The following is a 16,493-nucleotide window of genomic DNA, read 5'->3' as shown; positions in this document are numbered from 1 at the left end:
TCTGCTGCATGAATGCCCGCTCGACGACGCCGCTATCTGGTCATCGGCCTCGCCGGCAGTCTACTCTGCTCGGCGCTGCCGGCGGTGGCCTGGGACGACGCCGGTCAGCGTCAGTCCGCCCAGCCACGCCCAGCCACCTTCTGGTCGGCACTGCGCCTGACCGAAAGACACTCGGCCGATGCCTGGGACACTCTGCGCCGCGGCTTCGCGCTCTCCCACGAGACCGATAACCCGCGTGTCGCCCACTGGCTCGAGTGGTACCGTGAGCATCCGCACCACGTCGAGCTGATCGCCGAGCAGGCCCGTCCCTGGCTGCACTGGGTCACCCAGCGACTCACCGCCAATCACCTGCCCACCGAGATCGCCCTGCTGCCGTTCATCGAGAGCGGCTACGACCCGACCGCCACCAATCCCGGCGGGGCCACCGGGCTGTGGCAGTTCATGCCCGCCACCGGCGATGCCATGGGGCTGTCGCGTACCGCCTGGTACGACGGCCGGCGCGACGTGGTTGCCGCCACCGATGCCGCCATGCGCTATCTGCGGCAGCTTGCCGACCGCTGGTATGGCGGCGATCTGCTACTGGCACTGGCCGCTTACAACGCCGGCGCCGGCACCGTCAACGCGGCACGCGACGCCGCCGCCAACCGCGGCGAGCCGATCGACTATTGGCACCTGCGCCTGCCGAACGAGACCATGAATTACATCCCGCGGCTGCTGGCACTGGCGGAGGTGATCGACAAGCCTCAGACTGCGATGTCGCGCTGCCGTCGATCCCCGACCGCACGCCGTTCGTCAAGGTAGCCACCGACGGTCCGCTGACGCTCTCGCTGGCCGCCGAGCTGTCGGGGGTCGATTCGCACACCCTGCGCGAGCTCAACCCCGGCTTCAAGCGCGCCTCGACCCGGCCACGCGAGGATGCCAGCATTCTGGTGCCGGTGGCGGCCAAAAAGCGCTTCCTGGCCAATCTCGCCAACCTGCCGGCATCCGAGCGCACTGTGCTCGACCGCTATGTGGTCAAGCGTGGCGATACGTTGTCCGGTATTGCCGCACATTTTGCCACCAGCATCGGCGACATTCGGCGCGAGAATGGGCTCCACGGGAACACCATCCGCATTGGCCAGACGCTCTCGGTGCCCGCCCGGGCCATCGCCAGCAATAGTCGCTGAAGACGGCTCGCGGCTGGCGCCGTCATAACGCTCGACGCGAGCTCGTCCGTTGCGTAAAACATATTGGATTTCAGGCATAAAGCACGGCCACCACGATGAGCACGGGAGCGCGCATGGGAGCACAGCGGCAGCGGGTTGGGCCTTGGGCATGATCCTGGCGCTGATGGCAGCGTTGCCAGCAAGCGCCGCGACCGCCGACACCACGCCTTCGACCAAGTGCCCACGGTGCATGCGCTGGCGCTCTACGACGATCCGGCACTGCCGGCGAACTTCGATCACCTGCCCTACGCCAATCCCGACGCTCCCAAGGGGGGCACCCTGCGCCGCGCCGCCAGCGGCAGCTTCGACTCGACCAATCCGTTCATCATCCAGGGCACCCCCGCCAGCGGGCTCGAGCAGATCTACGACACCCTGATGGCCTCCAGCGCCGATGAGCCCTTCCATGTACGGGCTGCTCGCCGCCGGAGTGCGGCTCGACCCCGACCGCCACTGGATCGAGTTCGACCTGCGCCCCGAGGCGCGTTTCCACGACGGCACCCCGGTCACCGCCGCCGACGTGGTGTTCAGCTTTCGTCTGCTGCGCGACAAGGGCTCGCCCTTCTATCGCGCCTACTATGCCGCCGTCGACTCGGTCACCGCGCTCGACACGTATCGCGTGCGCTTCGAGTTCCCCGACAACCACTCCCGCGAACTGCCGCTGATCCTGGGCCAGCTGCCGGTGCTGCCCGAGCACTACTGGCAGGGGCGCGATTTCACCCGCCCGACCCTCGACAAGCTGCTCGGCTCCGGCCCCTACGCCATCGCCGATGTCGACCCCGGCAGGCGTATCGTCTATCGCCGGGTCGACGACTACTGGGGCCGCGATCTGCCGATCAACCGCGGTCGCTACAACATCGATCGCCTGGTCTATGACTACTTCCGCGATCAGTCGGTGGCGCTGGAGGCCTTTCTTGCCGGCGCGCTCGATCTGCGCCTGGAAGGCAGCGCCAAGAACTGGGCCACCGCCTACGACCCCAGCGGTGGCAGACGGTGCGATCCGCCGGGTAATCGTTCCCGACGGGCAGCCCGCCGGCATGCAGGGCTATATCATCAATACCCGCCGCCCGGCACTCTCCGACCCCCGCGTGCGCCACGCGCTCAACCTGGCTTTCGATTTCGACTGGCTCAACCAGCACATCTTCTATGGCGCCTACCGCCGCACCCAGAGCTATTTCCAGAACTCCGAGATGGCCGCCAGCGGCCTGCCCGGCCCGGCTGAATTGAAGCTGCTGGCCCCCTACCGCGATCAACTCCCGGCGGCGGTGTTCGACCAGCCGCTGCCGATCGACCAGCCCCAGGGGCTGCGCCCACGCTTGCGCCAGGCTCTCGGACTACTGCGTGAGGCGGGCTATGAGGTGCGCGACGGGGTCATGGTCGAGCACCAGAGCGGGCGTCCGCTGACGCTGGAGTTCTTGCTCTACGATAGCCAATTCGAGCGCATCACCCAGCCCTTCGTGCACAACCTGGCCCGGCTCGGCATCCAGAGCCGCATCCGTGTGGTCGATGTCAACCAGTACCTGAGCCGGCTGCGCCAGTTCCAGTTCGACCTGATCGTCGGCAGCTACCCGCAGTCGGCCAACCCGGGCAACGAGCAGCGTGACTTCTGGACCAGCGCCTACGCCGAGACGCCGCAGAGCCGCAATCTCGCCGGGGTCAGCGACCCGGTGGTCGACGCGCTGGTCGACGATCTGATTCGCGCCGACAGCCGCAGCGCGCTGGACACCGCCGCGCGCGCCCTCGACCGGGTACTGCGCTGGGGTTTCTACGTGGTGCCGCAGTGGAACTTCGATGGCACTCGGGTGGCACTGTGGAACAAGTTCGGCTATCCGCAGCCGTTCCCGCGCTATACCCCGGATTTCAGCGTGTGGTGGGTCGACCCGGACCGCGCCCCGGCGATCACCGCGCGTCAGCGCGGGCAGGAGTGAATGTTTCCATGGCCAGCTATGCTCTGCGTCGCCTGCTGCTGATGATCCCCACCTTGCTGGGAATTCTGCTGCTCAATTTCGTGATCGTGCAGGCGGCCCCCGGTGGCCCCATCGACCAGATGATGGCGCGCTTCGAGGGTTTGAGCAGTAACGCCAGCACCGGTCTGGAAGGCGGCGGCGGGGACAGCGTCGGCGGCCAGCGCGGTATGCGTGCAGCGGGGATCGATGACCAGCTGCGCCAGCAGTTGACCCAGGAGTTCGGCTTCGACAAGCCGGCCTGGGAGCGTTTCGCGCTGATGCTGCGCGACTACGCCACCTTCGATCTCGGCGATAGCCTGTTCCGCGGGCGACCGGTGCTCGATCTGATTCTCGACCGCCTGCCGGTGTCGATCTCGCTAGGGCTATGGACCACGCTGCTGGTCTACCTGATCTCGATCCCGCTGGGGATTCGCAAAGCGCTGCGCCACGGCAGCGCGTTCGACGTCTGGTCGTCGGGGGTGGTGATCGTTGGCTACGCCATCCCTGGCTTCCTGTTCGCAATCCTGCTGATCGTGCTCTTTGCCGGCGGCAGCTACCTGAACTGGTTCCCCCTGCGCGGGCTGACCTCGGCCAATTTCGACGAGCTCTCGCTGCTCGGCAAGGTACAGGACTACTTCTGGCACATCACGCTGCCGGTGGCCGCCTCGGCGATCGGCAGTTTCGCCACCCTGACCATGCTGACCAAGAACAGCTTCCTCGATGAGATCCACAAGCAGTACGTGCTCACCGCTCGTGCCAAGGGCGCCTCCGAGCGCCGCGTGCTCTACGGACACGTCTTTCGCAACGCCATGCTGATCATCATCGCCGGGATGCCGTCGGCACTGATCGGCATCTTCTTCACCGGCTCGCTGCTGATCGAGGTGATCTTCTCGCTAAACGGCCTAGGGCTGCTGGGCTTCGAGGCTGTGATGCAGCGCGATTATCCGCTGATCTTCGGCACCCTCTACCTGTATACCCTGATCGGCCTGCTGCTCAAGCTGATCTCGGATCTCACCTACGTCTGGGTGGATCCGCGTATCGATTTCGCTACCCGAGAGGCGTGATGAGGGACATGATGAGCGACGTGACCCCACCCGTGAATGCCGAGGCTTCGCGCCAGCGCCGCTTGCGGCTCTCTCCCATCGCGCGCCGACGGCTGCAGATCTTTCGCGCCAGCCGTCGCGCATACGTCTCGCTATGGCTGTTCACCCTTCTGTTCGTGGTGAGCCTGGGCGCCGAGCTGATCGCCAACGACAAACCGCTGGTGATGCAGTACCAGGGCCACTGGTACGTGCCGCTGCTGGTGGACTATCCGGAGACCGAGTTCGGCGGCTTTCTGCCCACCACCACCGACTATCGCGATCCCTTCGTGCGCGAGCAGATCGAGCATCACGGCTGGGCACTATGGCCACCGGTGCCGTTCTCCTACCAGACCCTGGATCGCGATATCCAGGGTCCGGTGCCTTCGCCGCCCAGCCTGCGCCACTGGCTCGGCACCGATGACCAGGGTCGCGATGTCTTCGCTCGGGTGCTCTACGGCTTTCGCCTCTCGGTCGCCTTTGCCCTCGCCCTGACCGTCGGCTCGATCGTACTCGGCGTGCTGATCGGTGGCGTGCAGGGCTACTACGGTGGCAAGGTCGACCTGTTCGGTCAGCGGCTGATCGAAATCTGGTCGGGTCTGCCGGTGCTGTTCCTGCTGATCATCCTCGCCAGCCTGGTCGAGCCCAACGTCTGGTGGCTGCTGGGTATCATGCTGCTGTTCTCGTGGCTGGGGCTGGTCGATATCGTGCGTGCCGAGTTCCTGCGCGCGCGCAACCTGGAGTACGTGCGCGCGGCACGGGCACTGGGCCTGCCTTCGCGACTGATCATGTGGCGCCACGTGCTGCCCAACGCCATGGTCGCCACCCTCACCTTCATCCCGTTTCTGTTTACCGGCGCCATCACCACCCTGACCGCGCTGGACTTTCTCGGTTTCGGCCTGCCCCCCGGGTCCCCCTCGCTGGGCGAGCTGGTGGCCCAGGGCAAGAACAATCTGCAGGCGCCGTGGCTTGGCATCACCGCTTTTCTCTCTCTCAGCGTGATGCTGTCGCTGCTGGTATTCATCGGCGAGGGCTTGCGCGACGCCTTCGATCCACGGCATATCGTCGCCACCGCCATGCCCGGCGCTATTACCGACAGCCCCGACAGAATCGATAGCGCGAGGGCCTTGCCATGAGCCATCCCCCACTGCTCTCACTCGAAGCTCTGGCGATTCGCGTCGGCGGTTTTCAGGCCGTGACCCGGCTCGATCTGGAGGTGGCGCCGGGCGAAACCGTCGCCGTTGTCGGCGAGTCCGGCTCTGGCAAGTCGGTCAGCGCCCTCGGCGCGCTGGGGCTGCTGCCGCCCGGCAGCGAGGTCAGCGGGCGACGGCATTTTGCCGGCGAAGACCTGGCGCGCCTCACCGCGCGGCAGTGGAATGCCCTGCGCGGCGGGCGCATCGGTTTCGTGTTTCAGGAGCCGATGACCTCGCTCAACCCGCTGCACACGGTGGGCAAGCAGCTGCGCGAGAGCCTGCGACTGCATCAGGGCCTGCGCGGTGAGCGCGCCATACGGCGCTGCCGCCAGCTGCTCGAACAGGTGCGCCTGCCGCGGGTCGAGGAGCTCCTGGCGGCACGCCCACATCAGCTCTCCGGTGGCCAACGTCAGCGCGTGATGATCGCCATGGCCATCGCCAACGACCCGCAACTGTTGATCGCCGACGAGCCGACCACCGCTCTCGACGTCACCGTGCAGCAAGAGATACTCGCCTTGCTCGACGAGCTGCGTCGGGATCACGGCATGGGCATCCTGCTGATCAGCCACGACCTGAATCTGGTGCGCCGCCATGCCGACCGGGTGGTGGTCATGCATCGCGGCCAGGTGGTCGAGAGCGGCCCGACGGCACGGGTATTCGACGCGCCCGCGGCGGGCTATACCCGCGCCCTGATCGACGCCACGCCCGCCGGCACGGCACCGGCGCCGCCCGCCAATGCCCCCACGCTGCTGGCAGCGCGCCGCCTCGGGGTCGAGTTCCTGCGCCCGAAACCCCTGCTGCGGCCGCGGCCGCCGGCCTTCGTCGCCCTGGCACCGCTCTCGCTCAGCCTGCGCCAGGGCGAGACGCTGGGCCTGGTGGGCGAATCCGGCTCGGGCAAGAGCACGCTTGCCGCCGCCCTGATCCGGCTGTTGCCTGCCCATGGCGAGATAGAATTCGACGGTGAACGCCTCGACCGCCTCAAGGGCAACGCCCTGCGCCGACGCCGTCCGCAGTTCCAGATCGTGTTCCAGGACCCCTACGGCTCGCTGTCACCGCGCATGCCGGTCGCCGATATCATCAGCGAGGGTCTGCGCTTCCATCACCCGGAACTGGATGAGGCCACGCTGACGACACGCGTCGTCGAGGCCCTGGCCGAGGTCAATCTGCCGGCAGACTGTGCCCAGCGCTATCCGCACGAATTCTCCGGCGGCCAGCGCCAGCGCATCGCCATCGCCCGGGCGTTGATTCTCAAACCGCGCCTACTGGTGCTGGACGAGCCCACCTCGGCGCTGGACCGCAGCGTGCAGAAACAGCTGATCGAACTACTGCGCCAGGTGCAGGCACGTCATGGCATCAGCTATCTGTTCATCAGCCATGATCTCGCCGTGGTGCGCGCCGTGGCGCACCAGATCCTGGTGCTCAAGGAGGGTCAGGTGGTGGAGAGCGGCGAGTGTGCCCAGGTGCTCGATGCCCCGACCAGCGATTACACCCGTGCCCTGATCGCCGCGGCCGCTCTCGACTAACGTGAAAACGGTATGCCGCGGAAATCATATGAAGAGATGAAAAACAGGCAGACAAGATAACGGTATAAACTGCATAACCCGAGCCCGCCGACGCAGGAAGATGCGGCCTAAAAGGCCGCGATCTCCTCCGGACGCAAATGCCGGCACTCACCGGGTTCGAGCATCGGATCGAGGCTGAGCGGGCCGATCGCTTCGCGATGTAGCGACGTCAGTGGATAACCCACCGCCGTCATCATCCGCCGCACCTGATGATAGCGCCCTTCGGTGACACCGATCAGCACTTCGTGCGGGCCCACCCGCTCGAACGTGGCCGGTCGGGTCGGTTTCTCTTCACCTTGCAGCGTGATGCCCTTCTCGAACTGCTGCGCCACTTGGGCAGCGACGCTCTCCGACATCGCCTCGGCGATCTCGCCACGGTAGCGCTTGACGCAGGCCCGATTGGGCGAGGTCACCCGATGGGTCCACTGGCCATCATCGCTGATCAGCAAAAGCCCCGAGGTATCGACATCCAGTCGCCCTACCGGGTGCAAGCGCTCGATCTGCTCGATCTCGATCAGGCTCATCACCGAGGGGTAATGAGCCGGGCGCAGCGAGCACTCTACCCCGACCGGCTTGTGCAGCATCAGATAGCGCCAGCCGACACGCGCCAGCGGCGCTCCCTGCCAACGAACGTCCTGGGTATCCGAGACCTGACGCGAAGCGTCGCGCACGATCTCGCCATCGACACTGACTTCCAGCTGACGCAGGGCACGCTTGGCCTGGCTGCGCGTCAGCTCGGTGGCTTCACTGAGAAATCTGTCCAACCGCATGAATTCGAAACTTTCCTTGGGGCGGCGGGCTTACAGCCAGCCGCGATACTTGAAGTAGAGATAGGGCGAGATCCCTGATAGCGCCATCAGCCCGATCGCCATCGGATAGCCGAAGCTCCAGTCGAGTTCGGGCATCACGTGGAAGTTCATCCCGTAGATGCTGGCGATCATGGTCGGCGGTAGAAACACCACCGAGGCGATCGAGAAGATTTTGATGATCTGGTTCTGCTCGATATTGATGAAGCCCTGGGTGGTATCCATCAGGAAGTTGACCTTGTCTGACAGAAACGTGCTGTGGGACATCAGCACCTCGACGTCCTGTAGCGCTTCCTTGGCCTGCTGCAGCTCGGCGTGATAGCGCAGGTGGCGAATGAGGAAGTAGAGCGAGCGCTGGGTATCCATCAGACACAGACGGATCTTGCCCACGCTATCCTCGACCTTGGCCAGCCGATCGATCGCCTCCTCCAGATCGGCATCCTCGATCTCCAACACCATATGGCTGACCTGTTCGAGGTCGCGGTGCATGTCCTCGATGCTGTCGGCGAGGTTCTCGACCTTCTGCTCGAACAGCGTGACGATCAACGACTGCGGTGAGTGGGCCTCGGTCTGACCGCGCCGCGCACGCAGCCGGAACAGGCGAAAATCGGCCAGGTCGTCCTCGCGCAGCGAGAGCAGGCGCTGCGATTGCAGGATGAACACCACGGTGTTGGTCTGATGCTTGCCCTCGTTGCGTGACAGAAACAGCGAGTGCACGTGCAGGCCATCGGTGTCGGTGAAGAAGCGTGCCGAAGATTCGATCTCCTCGATATCGGTATTGGCCGGCAGCTCATCGGCGAGGAACGGCTTCAGCGCCTCGCGATCGTCGTCATCGAGATCGTAGGCGTCGATCCAGTTGGCCTCCAGCAGGCGTTCGGCGATGGGGCCTTCGCTGAGCTCTTGAAAATCGTTCTGGTCGAGGCGAAAGGTTCGGATCATTGCCCATCCTTACTCTGCAGGTCATCATCGAAGTCGGTCAACGCAAAGGCATCTGCGTCTCTCCAGGCGGGAAAGGTATCGCGAAACGATGACAGTGCCGCTGCCGACAGTGTCACCGTCTCGACGAAAGGCGTCTCGGGTGGATGATCCACCAGCGGGTCGCCCTTGAAGTCCACGGCCAGGGAGTCTCCGCTGTAGACCAGACCGTTGCCATCCTGGCCGATGCGATTGACGCCGACCACATAGCTCAGGTTCTCCACTGCCCGCGCCTTTAGTAGTGTACGCCATGGGCGCCGCCGGGGCGCCGGCCAGTTGGCCACGCACAGCAGCAGATCGTACTCGAACGCCTCGCCCTGGGGTGGCTGCTGGCGCAGCCAGACCGGAAAGCGCAGGTCATAGCAGACCGCGAGCAGGATCCGCAAACCACGATACTCGACCACCCGGCGCCGGCTACCGGCAGCGTAGTGGCGCGGCTCCTCACCCATTCGAAAAAGATGACGCTTGTCGTAGGTCAGCGTGCGGCCACCGGGCTCGGCCCATACCATGCGGTTGTAGGCTCGCCCACCCTCGGTGATCGCCAGACTCCCGGTGATGGCGCAGCCACGCTCGCGCGCCTGCTGCTCGAGCCAGGCCAGCGAAGCGCTCGACCCGGCGGGCTCGGCCAGTGCAGCGGCATTCATGGTGAAACCAGTGGCGAACATCTCGGGCAGCACGATCAGGTCGGTCTGCGTCGAATCCAGCGCCTCCATCCGTGCTTCGAGCAGCGCCCGGTTGGCCGCCGGATCCTCCCAATGGAGCTCTGTCTGGATCAGCGTGACGCGCAGGTCGCTCATGGGTATCTCCTTGTTCATGCCGGGATTCTGGAACCATTTTCGCACCCGAAGCGCGCCGCGGACATGATAGATTACCGAGCCGCCACCTCGAACAGCCAGAGAATCACCACCATGTCAGCCGCCAAGCGCTCTACCCCGCCATCCGCAACGTCCACAGAGAACGCCATCGCGCAACGTCGCGAGGCGCGTCGTGGCGTCGGCTTCGGGCTGGCCGCCTACGGCATCTGGGGCTGCTTTCCACTGTTCTTCGCCCTGTTCGACGGCGTGCCGGCGGGAGAGATACTGATCCACCGCATCCTGTGGTCGTGCCTGTTCCTGGCACTGGTGATCACCCTGATGCGGCGCTGGTCGCCGGTACAGGCGGCTTTCCGCCAGCCCCGAGGGCTGCTGCCGGTACTCGGTTGCGCAGTGCTGATCGGACTCAACTGGGGGCTCTACATCTACGCGGTCGAGAGCCAGCACGTGCTCCAGGCCAGCCTGGGCTACTTCATCACCCCGCTCGTCAATGTCGCCCTCGGCATGCTGATACTCAAGGAGAGGCTGAGCCGCTGGCAGGGCGTGGCGATCGCCCTGGCACTGATCGCGATTCTGATCCAGCTCGTGGTACTGGGCCGCCTGCCTTGGATCAGTCTGGCGCTGGCGGCCACTTTCGGCACTTATGGGCTGCTGCGCAAGCAGGTGCCTCTCGACGGCCTGTCGGGTCTGTTTGCCGAGACCACCCTGCTGCTACCCTTTAGCCTCGCCGCCCTGACCTGGCTCATGGCCCAGGATGCCTCACACTTCGGTATCGCACTGACCAATACCACCTTGCTGGTGGTCAGCGGCGTGCTCACCACCCTGCCGCTGCTGGCTTTCGCCGGTGCCGCTCGACGCCTGCGTCTCTCCACCGTGGGCTTTCTGATGTACATCAACCCGACGCTGCAGTTCGCACTGGCGCTGTGGGTATTCGACGAGCCCTTGTCGCTGACCCAGTTGATCACCTTCGTGCTGATCTGGGTCGGACTGGCCTGCTATTCGCTCGATGCCTGGCGGGGGCGAAGCACGCGCTGACGCCGACACCCGCCACGGCGACAAGACACAAGCTGGCCACCCGTTCAACGCAAAGCGCCCGCCGCTGAAACCAGCGGCGGGCGCCATGACAGCGCATGGGTAGCGCTAAATCTGCATGCTCATGACATCCTTATAGGCAGTCACCAGACGGTTACGTACCTGTACGCCCATTTCGAAGGAGACACTGGCCTTCTGCATGTCGATCATCACGTCGTTCAGGGCGACGTCGGGATCACCGGCCTGGAACGCCATGGCCTGCTGGTTGGCGCTCTGCTGCATCTGGTTGATCCGTCCGAGCGAAGCCTGAAGCTCGCCGGCAAAGCTGCCGGGCTGATCGGGAGCAGCCGCAGCACCGGCACTCTGCCCGGCGGCCTGGTTAGACAGCGCCTGCATCTGCTGCAGCGCGGCCTGAATGGCGGGAACACTCATGCGGATTTCCTGTAAAAGGGTTGCCTGATGACGGTGACCCGATCGACAGCGCCATGGCGCCACACGATGGATGGGACGCTCGCAGACTAGCAGCCAGGGACGCCATGCCATCGCGCTAAATGCGCGCGAAAACATCGGCTTTTCCCGTCTTCGGGGTTTACGTTCAAACACATAATGGCTGCCATCACACCTATGCCCCCGGAGCGGGGCCCGCTTGCGAGCGCGGGCCCCGCTCCGGGACGAGCAGTCCGCGATGCAGGGAACGGAAAAACCGTATGTCGTCGAGTCAAATCACGGTCGCTGAGCGGGGCGCGGCATGAGCACGGCCACGTCGCCCAACGACACTCAGGCAGCCGGCGCGCAGTCATCACGCGCCGGCGCCGCGCAGAAGCCCGGTCGTGAATGGCTGAGCAAGCTGCAGGGTAACCCGCGTATCCCTCTGATCGTCGCCGGCGCCGCCGCGCTGGCGATCGTCGTTGCTTTGCTGCTGTGGGCGCGCGCGCCCGATTATCGAGTGCTCTATTCGACGCTCACTGACGCCGACGGCGGGCGCATCATCACCCAGCTCGATGCCATGGGCGTGCCCTATCGCTTCAGCGAAGGTGGGCAGGCGCTGCTGGTGCCGGCCGACCAGGTGCGCCCGCTACGTCTCAAGCTCGCCGAGCAGGGACTTCCCCAGGCCAGCGGCGTCGGCTTCGAGCTGATGGACAATCAGGCCTTCGGCATCAGCCAGTTCGCCGAGCAGGTCAATTACCAGCGCGCGCTGGAGGGCGAACTCGCCCGCACCATCGCCACCCTCGGCAGCGTCGACCGGGCACGGGTGCATCTGGCCATGGCCAAACCCTCTGTGTTCGTGCGCGAGAGCGAACCCGCCAGCGCCTCGGTGGTGGTCGACCTGCAGCCCGGGCGCGTGCTCAGCCCCGGCCAGGTCAACGCCATCGTACACATGGTCTCGAGCAGCGTACCCGAGCTGGCCACTGACGCCGTCACCGTGATCGATCAGAACGGCGACCTGCTAACCCGTGATCAAGGTGACGGTACACAGCTCGACGGTACCCAGCTCGACTACGTCCACAATCTGGAAAAGACCTACGCCCAGCGTATCGAGGCGATCCTCGCCCCCATCGTCGGAGCCAAGAACGTCAAGGCGCAGGTGACCGCTCAGGTCGACTTCGCCCAACGCGAGCAGACCGCCGAGCGCTACGGACCCAACCAGGGCTCCAACGAGGCCGCAGTGCGCAGCGAGCAGAACAGCGCCTCCTACCAGAGCGATGCCGATCTCGCCATGGGCATCCCCGGCGCCCTAAGCAACCAGCCGCCGGGTACCGCGGCATCGCCGATCAACGCGCCGGGCACCCAGGCAAACGGCAATGGCAACGGCAATAACGCCGGAAACAACAACGCCGGCAACAACAATGCAGGCAATAACAACGCCGCTAACGGAGCGGGCAATAACGCTGGCAACAACAACGGCGGTCAGGGTCAGACCACCCAGAATGGTAACGCCCAGACTGGGCAAATGCGCCGTGACAGCACTATCAACTATGAAGTTGACCGCACCGTCGAGCACGTCAAGCAGCACAGCGGCGCCCTCGAGCGGCTATCGGTCGCTGTGGTCGTCAACTATCGCGAGACCACCGGTGACGATGGCCAACCCAAGGCGGTCGCCCTGAGCGATGCCGAGATGGATCAGATCCGCGGCCTGGTACGCCAGGCCATGGGCTACTCGCAGGCCCGTGGAGACGACCTGGCGGTGGTCAACAGCCCTTTCCAGACCAGCGAGCCGACTTTCACCCCGCAACCTTGGTGGCAGTCGCCTGAGATCTGGAGTCTCGGACAGAGCGTACTGAAATATCTGCTGGTCGCCCTGGTCGCCATGTTCCTGTGGTTCAAGGTGGTCAAGCCACTGGTTCGACGCCAGACCCGCGATGCCCAGCCCGCCGCCTTCAACGCAACCTCGGGTGTCTCGGGCGCGGCCGGCGCCGCCAGCTACCAGCAGGTGAGCGAAGCCGGCGGCGATGACGAGCCTGCTCCCGTCAATTCGACTCGCGAGCGCAGTCGGCGTCGCTCCTCGGGCTACGAGCAGGATCTCAAGGACGCGCGCGAGATCGCCCAGGAAGATCCGCGTCTGGTGGCGATGGTGGTCAGAAGCTGGATGGAGGACAAGTCATGACGACGCAGATGACCGGCGCCCGCCGCGGCGCGATCCTCCTGCTCTCGCTGGATGAAGACAGCGCGGCCGAAGTGTTCAAGTACCTCTCTTCCCGCGAGGTGCAGGAGATCAGTCAGGAGATGGCGCAGCTCGGCCAGGTATCGCACCAGGACATGGCCGACGTGCTGCGCGACTTCCACAACGAGGCGGAACAGTTCACCGCGATCAACCTGCACACCAATGACCATATCCGCTCGGTGTTGACCAAGGCGCTGGGCAGCGAACGTGCCAGCAGTCTGATCGAGGACATCCTGGAGAGTTCCAACACCGCCTCCGGGATCGACTCACTCAATCTGATGGAAGCCTCGATGGCGGCCGAACTGATCCGCGACGAGCATCCGCAGATCATCGCCACCATCATGGTTCACCTGGATCGCAACCAGGCGGCGGACATTCTGGAGCAGTTCGACGACAAGCTGCGCAACGATGTGATGCTGCGTATCGCCACCTTCAGCGGCGTGCAGCCGGCGGCGCTGCAGGAACTGACCGAGGTACTCAGCTCGATGCTCGACGGCACCAACCTCAAGCGCAGCAAGATGGGCGGCGTGAGAACCGCCGCCGAGATCCTCAACCTGATGAACTCCTCCCAGGAGGAGCAAGCGATCGACGTGGTCCGCGCGCACAGCGAAGACCTGGCCCAGAAGATCATCGACGAGATGTTCCTGTTCGAGAACCTGCTCGATATCGACGATCGCGGCATCCAGCTCATCCTGCGCGAGATCGAGACCAACTCCCTGGTCATCGCCCTGCGCGGCGCGGAAGAGGCCCTCATCGACAAGTTTACCCGCAACATGTCCCAGCGCGCGGCCCAGCTCATGCGCGAGGACATGGAGAACCGCGGCCCGGTACGCCTGTCCCAGGTGGAGAACGAACAGAAGACGATTCTCGGCGTGGTACGGCGCCTGGCCGACTCCGGCGAAATCGCTCTGAGCGGTGGCGACGATGGCTACGTCTGATCGCCGACGCGGCGCGAACTCATATGCCGACGGCGAGCGCTGGCACCGCTGGCAAATGGGTGAACTCGAGCGCCAGCACCCCGCGTCGGCCGGCCATGCCAAAGGTGAACATGCCGAGGCCGCAGCGGCTCAGCAGCAGAGCGCCAAGGCAGCGGCTCTGCGCGCCGAGGCCGAGCTGGCACGCAACCAAGGCTACGAGGCGGGTCATGCCGAAGGGCATGGCGCGGGCTACCGTGAGGGCTACGCCGAGGGTCTCGCGGCCGCCAACGCCGCCGCGGAACTCGAATTTCACAAACGCGTGTCGCTGCACCTGACGCCGCTTGCCGGTCTTGCCCAGAGTTTCCGCGAGGCCCTGGCCCAACTCGATGACGAAACCGCCAACCAGCTGGTAGAGCTGGCCCTGATCACTGGCCGCCAGCTGGCCGGGGAGTCGCTGGCCGCCAATCCCGAGCATATCCTGAGCGTGGTGCGCGAGCTGCTCGAGGCGGACCATAGCCTCAATGGCAAGTCGCGCCTGTGGTTACATCCGGACGATCTTGCCCTGGTGAGCGCGGCAATCGGTGACACCCTCGAGGCCAGCGGCTGGGAGTGCTGTGCCGACCATTCGCTCGAGCGCGGCGGATGCCGCGTGACCAGCGCCAGCGGCGGGCTGACGCTAGCCTGGGAACCCAGTGGAAGGCGATTCTCGATCAGCGCCGGCGACGCCAGCCGGCCGCGCCAGACGCCGCTGAGGCCTCCGACACTTCCGATACGCGGGATGCCACAGATCCCGATGAGTGAGCCCGATACCAACACTCCCGACGCCGCGCGCCACCAGCATCACTGGCAGCAGACGCTGGAGAAAGTACGCCACCGCATCGAGTCGCTGTCGCACTACCGTCACGAAGGACGCATCACCCGCGCCACCGGGCTGGTCCTCGAAGCGGTTGGCCTGCGCCTGCCGCGCTGGGCAGTGCCTGCCTGATCGAACTCTCGGGACAAGGTGACGAGCGCTTCGCCGAAGCCGAAGTGGTCGGCTTTGCCGGCGACAAACTGTTCTTGATGCCATTGGCGGATACCAGCGGACTATTGCCGGGCGCGCGTGTGCTGGCGCTGAGCGGGAACCGGCTGGATATCGCCAGCGCGCGCCGGTTCCCGCTTGGCGAGGGGCTACTGGGGCGGATCGTCGATGGCAACGGGCGCGCCGCTCGATACACGTGGCCCGCTCGACCTGACCCCGCACGCGCCGCTGGAGACACCACCGATCAATCCCCTGGCCCGCGCCCCATAGAATCCGCCATCGACGTCGGCATCCGCGCTATCAATGGTCTATTGACCATTGGCCGTGGCCAACGCATGGGGCTCTTCGCCGGTTCCGGGGTGGGCAAGAGTGTGCTGCTGGGCATGATGGCACGCTTCACCAACGCTGACGTCATCGTGGTCGGCCTGATCGGTGAGCGCGGTCGTGAGGTGCAGGACTTCATCGAGAATATTCTGGGTGAGGAGGGACTGGCACGCGCGGTGGTGGTGGCCGCGCCGGCGGACACCTCTCCGCTACAGCGTATGCAGGGGGCCGCCTACGCCACCCGCCTGGCCGAGGATTTCCGCGATCAGGGGCGCAACGTCCTACTGATCATGGACTCGCTCACTCGCTACGCCATGGCCGCGCGCGAGATCGCGCTGGCGATCGGCGAGCCGCCGGCGACCAAGGGCTACCCGCCGTCGGTATTCGCCAAATTGCCGGGGCTGGTCGAACGCGCCGGCAACGGTAAACGCGGCGGCGGTTCGATCACCGCTTTCTATACCGTACTCACCGAAGGCGACGATCAGCAGGATCCCATCGCCGACTCGGCGCGCGCCATTCTGGACGGCCATATCGTGCTTTCGCGGGCCCTGGCCGAGAGCGGCCACTATCCGGCGATCGACATCGAAGCCTCGATCAGCCGCGCCATGCCGGCGGTGGTCAGCGGCAAGCGGCTGCGTCAGGCGCAGCGCTTCAAGCAGTTGATCTCGCGCTATCAGCGCAACCGTGACCTGATCAACGTGGGTGCCTATGTGAGCGGCCAGGATCCGCAGCTCGACCGCGCGGTAGCGCTCTACCCGCGGCTGGAGGCCTTTCTCCAGCAGGGCATGGACGAGATCTCCGACATGGCGCACACGCTGACCGAGCTGGATCGCCTGCTGCCGGAGACCGACTAGGGTGCTGTCGGACCCGAGACGGGCGGGGCCGGGATAGACCCCGAACCGCCCGCTTCACAGGCCGAATAGCCGCTTTCGGCGCACGCTAATCGATGCTTTGCCCTGGCT

General features: G+C 65.4%; 15 protein-coding genes and 1 pseudogene. 12 read left to right on the top strand and 4 right to left on the bottom strand.

Going from position 1 to position 16,493, the window contains the following annotated elements:
* Positions 1 to 12 precede the first annotated feature (12 nt).
* From CN538_RS16615 to CN538_RS16590, 7 genes and pseudogenes are all read left to right on the top strand, one after another.
* Complete coding sequence (locus tag CN538_RS16615) at positions 13 to 801, top strand: transglycosylase SLT domain-containing protein (protein ID WP_106420151.1); 789 nt, start codon at positions 13 to 15, stop codon at positions 799 to 801.
* Positions 802 to 929: 128 nt separating this feature from the next.
* The gene (locus CN538_RS20490) at positions 930 to 1,166 is read left to right on the top strand and encodes a LysM peptidoglycan-binding domain-containing protein (RefSeq protein WP_164999645.1); all 237 of its coding nucleotides are present in this window, start codon (positions 930 to 932) and stop codon (positions 1,164 to 1,166) included.
* 430 nt (positions 1,167 to 1,596) lie between these two features.
* Positions 1,597 to 2,133 (top strand): annotated as a pseudogene (locus tag CN538_RS25530) (ABC transporter substrate-binding protein); the annotation flags it as partial.
* Between the two features lie 106 nt (positions 2,134 to 2,239).
* On the top strand, positions 2,240 to 3,130 hold the full coding sequence (locus tag CN538_RS25525) for an ABC transporter substrate-binding protein (protein WP_340638158.1): 891 nt from the start codon (positions 2,240 to 2,242) through the stop codon (positions 3,128 to 3,130).
* 8 nt (positions 3,131 to 3,138) lie between these two features.
* Positions 3,139 to 4,212: a microcin C ABC transporter permease YejB gene (locus tag CN538_RS16600; protein WP_106420150.1), complete on the top strand. Its 1,074-nt coding sequence runs from the start codon at positions 3,139 to 3,141 to the stop codon at positions 4,210 to 4,212.
* Between the two features lie 20 nt (positions 4,213 to 4,232).
* Positions 4,233 to 5,363 carry an ABC transporter permease gene (locus CN538_RS16595; protein ID WP_242495284.1) on the top strand — a complete coding sequence of 377 codons (1,131 nt, stop codon included), beginning with the start codon at positions 4,233 to 4,235 and terminating at the stop codon, positions 5,361 to 5,363.
* On the top strand, positions 5,360 to 6,943 hold the full coding sequence (locus CN538_RS16590) for an ABC transporter ATP-binding protein (RefSeq protein WP_106420149.1): 1,584 nt from the start codon (positions 5,360 to 5,362) through the stop codon (positions 6,941 to 6,943). Before CN538_RS16595 ends, CN538_RS16590 begins: the two co-directional genes overlap by 4 nt.
* A gap of 107 nt (positions 6,944 to 7,050) precedes the next feature.
* Here the strand turns inward: CN538_RS16590 and CN538_RS16585 are convergent, their stop codons facing one another.
* From CN538_RS16585 to CN538_RS16575, 3 genes are read right to left on the bottom strand one after another with little or no spacing between them, the layout of a single operon-like run.
* Positions 7,051 to 7,752 carry a pseudouridine synthase gene (locus CN538_RS16585; RefSeq protein WP_106420148.1) on the bottom strand — a complete coding sequence of 234 codons (702 nt, stop codon included), beginning with the start codon at positions 7,750 to 7,752 and terminating at the stop codon, positions 7,051 to 7,053.
* 30 nt (positions 7,753 to 7,782) lie between these two features.
* On the bottom strand, positions 7,783 to 8,727 hold the full coding sequence (gene corA, locus CN538_RS16580; RefSeq protein WP_106420147.1) for a magnesium/cobalt transporter CorA: 945 nt from the start codon (positions 8,725 to 8,727) through the stop codon (positions 7,783 to 7,785).
* Positions 8,724 to 9,560 (bottom strand): amidohydrolase, encoded by an 837-nt coding sequence (locus tag CN538_RS16575; protein ID WP_106420146.1) that lies wholly within the window; start codon positions 9,558 to 9,560, stop codon positions 8,724 to 8,726. The genes corA and CN538_RS16575 overlap by 4 nt, the downstream gene beginning before the upstream one ends.
* Before the next feature lie 111 nt (positions 9,561 to 9,671).
* Here CN538_RS16575 and rarD point away from each other — a divergent pair, with 111 nt between their 5' ends.
* Positions 9,672 to 10,610, top strand: a complete 939-nt coding sequence (rarD, locus tag CN538_RS16570; RefSeq protein WP_106420145.1) for an EamA family transporter RarD — start codon at positions 9,672 to 9,674, stop codon at positions 10,608 to 10,610.
* Positions 10,611 to 10,715: 105 nt separating this feature from the next.
* On the opposite strand, the gene fliE is transcribed toward rarD, so the two are convergent.
* Entirely contained in the window at positions 10,716 to 11,039 is a 324-nt protein-coding gene (gene fliE / locus CN538_RS16565; protein ID WP_035473281.1) for a flagellar hook-basal body complex protein FliE, read from the bottom strand.
* Between the two features lie 316 nt (positions 11,040 to 11,355).
* On the opposite strand from fliE, the gene fliF reads away from it, so the two are divergent.
* The 4 genes from fliF to CN538_RS16545 are packed head-to-tail and all read left to right on the top strand — an operon-like array spanning position 11,356 to position 16,385.
* Entirely contained in the window at positions 11,356 to 13,212 is a 1,857-nt protein-coding gene (fliF, locus tag CN538_RS16560; RefSeq protein ID WP_106420144.1) for a flagellar basal-body MS-ring/collar protein FliF, read from the top strand.
* On the top strand, positions 13,209 to 14,207 hold the full coding sequence (gene fliG, locus CN538_RS16555) for a flagellar motor switch protein FliG (RefSeq protein ID WP_242495283.1): 999 nt from the start codon (positions 13,209 to 13,211) through the stop codon (positions 14,205 to 14,207). The genes fliF and fliG overlap by 4 nt, the downstream gene beginning before the upstream one ends.
* Positions 14,194 to 15,171, top strand: a complete 978-nt coding sequence (locus CN538_RS24640; RefSeq protein ID WP_277985044.1) for a FliH/SctL family protein — start codon at positions 14,194 to 14,196, stop codon at positions 15,169 to 15,171. The genes fliG and CN538_RS24640 overlap by 14 nt, the downstream gene beginning before the upstream one ends.
* Complete coding sequence (locus CN538_RS16545; RefSeq protein WP_340638354.1) at positions 15,153 to 16,385, top strand: FliI/YscN family ATPase; 1,233 nt, start codon at positions 15,153 to 15,155, stop codon at positions 16,383 to 16,385. The genes CN538_RS24640 and CN538_RS16545 overlap by 19 nt, the downstream gene beginning before the upstream one ends.
* Positions 16,386 to 16,493 lie beyond the last annotated feature (108 nt).

The organism is Salinicola tamaricis (assembly GCF_003006155.1).
In the GTDB taxonomy this organism is placed as follows: domain Bacteria; phylum Pseudomonadota; class Gammaproteobacteria; order Pseudomonadales; family Halomonadaceae; genus Salinicola; species Salinicola tamaricis.
The sequence above is the reverse complement of the archived record's forward strand: the minus strand, read 5'-3'. Positions and strand labels throughout refer to the sequence as shown.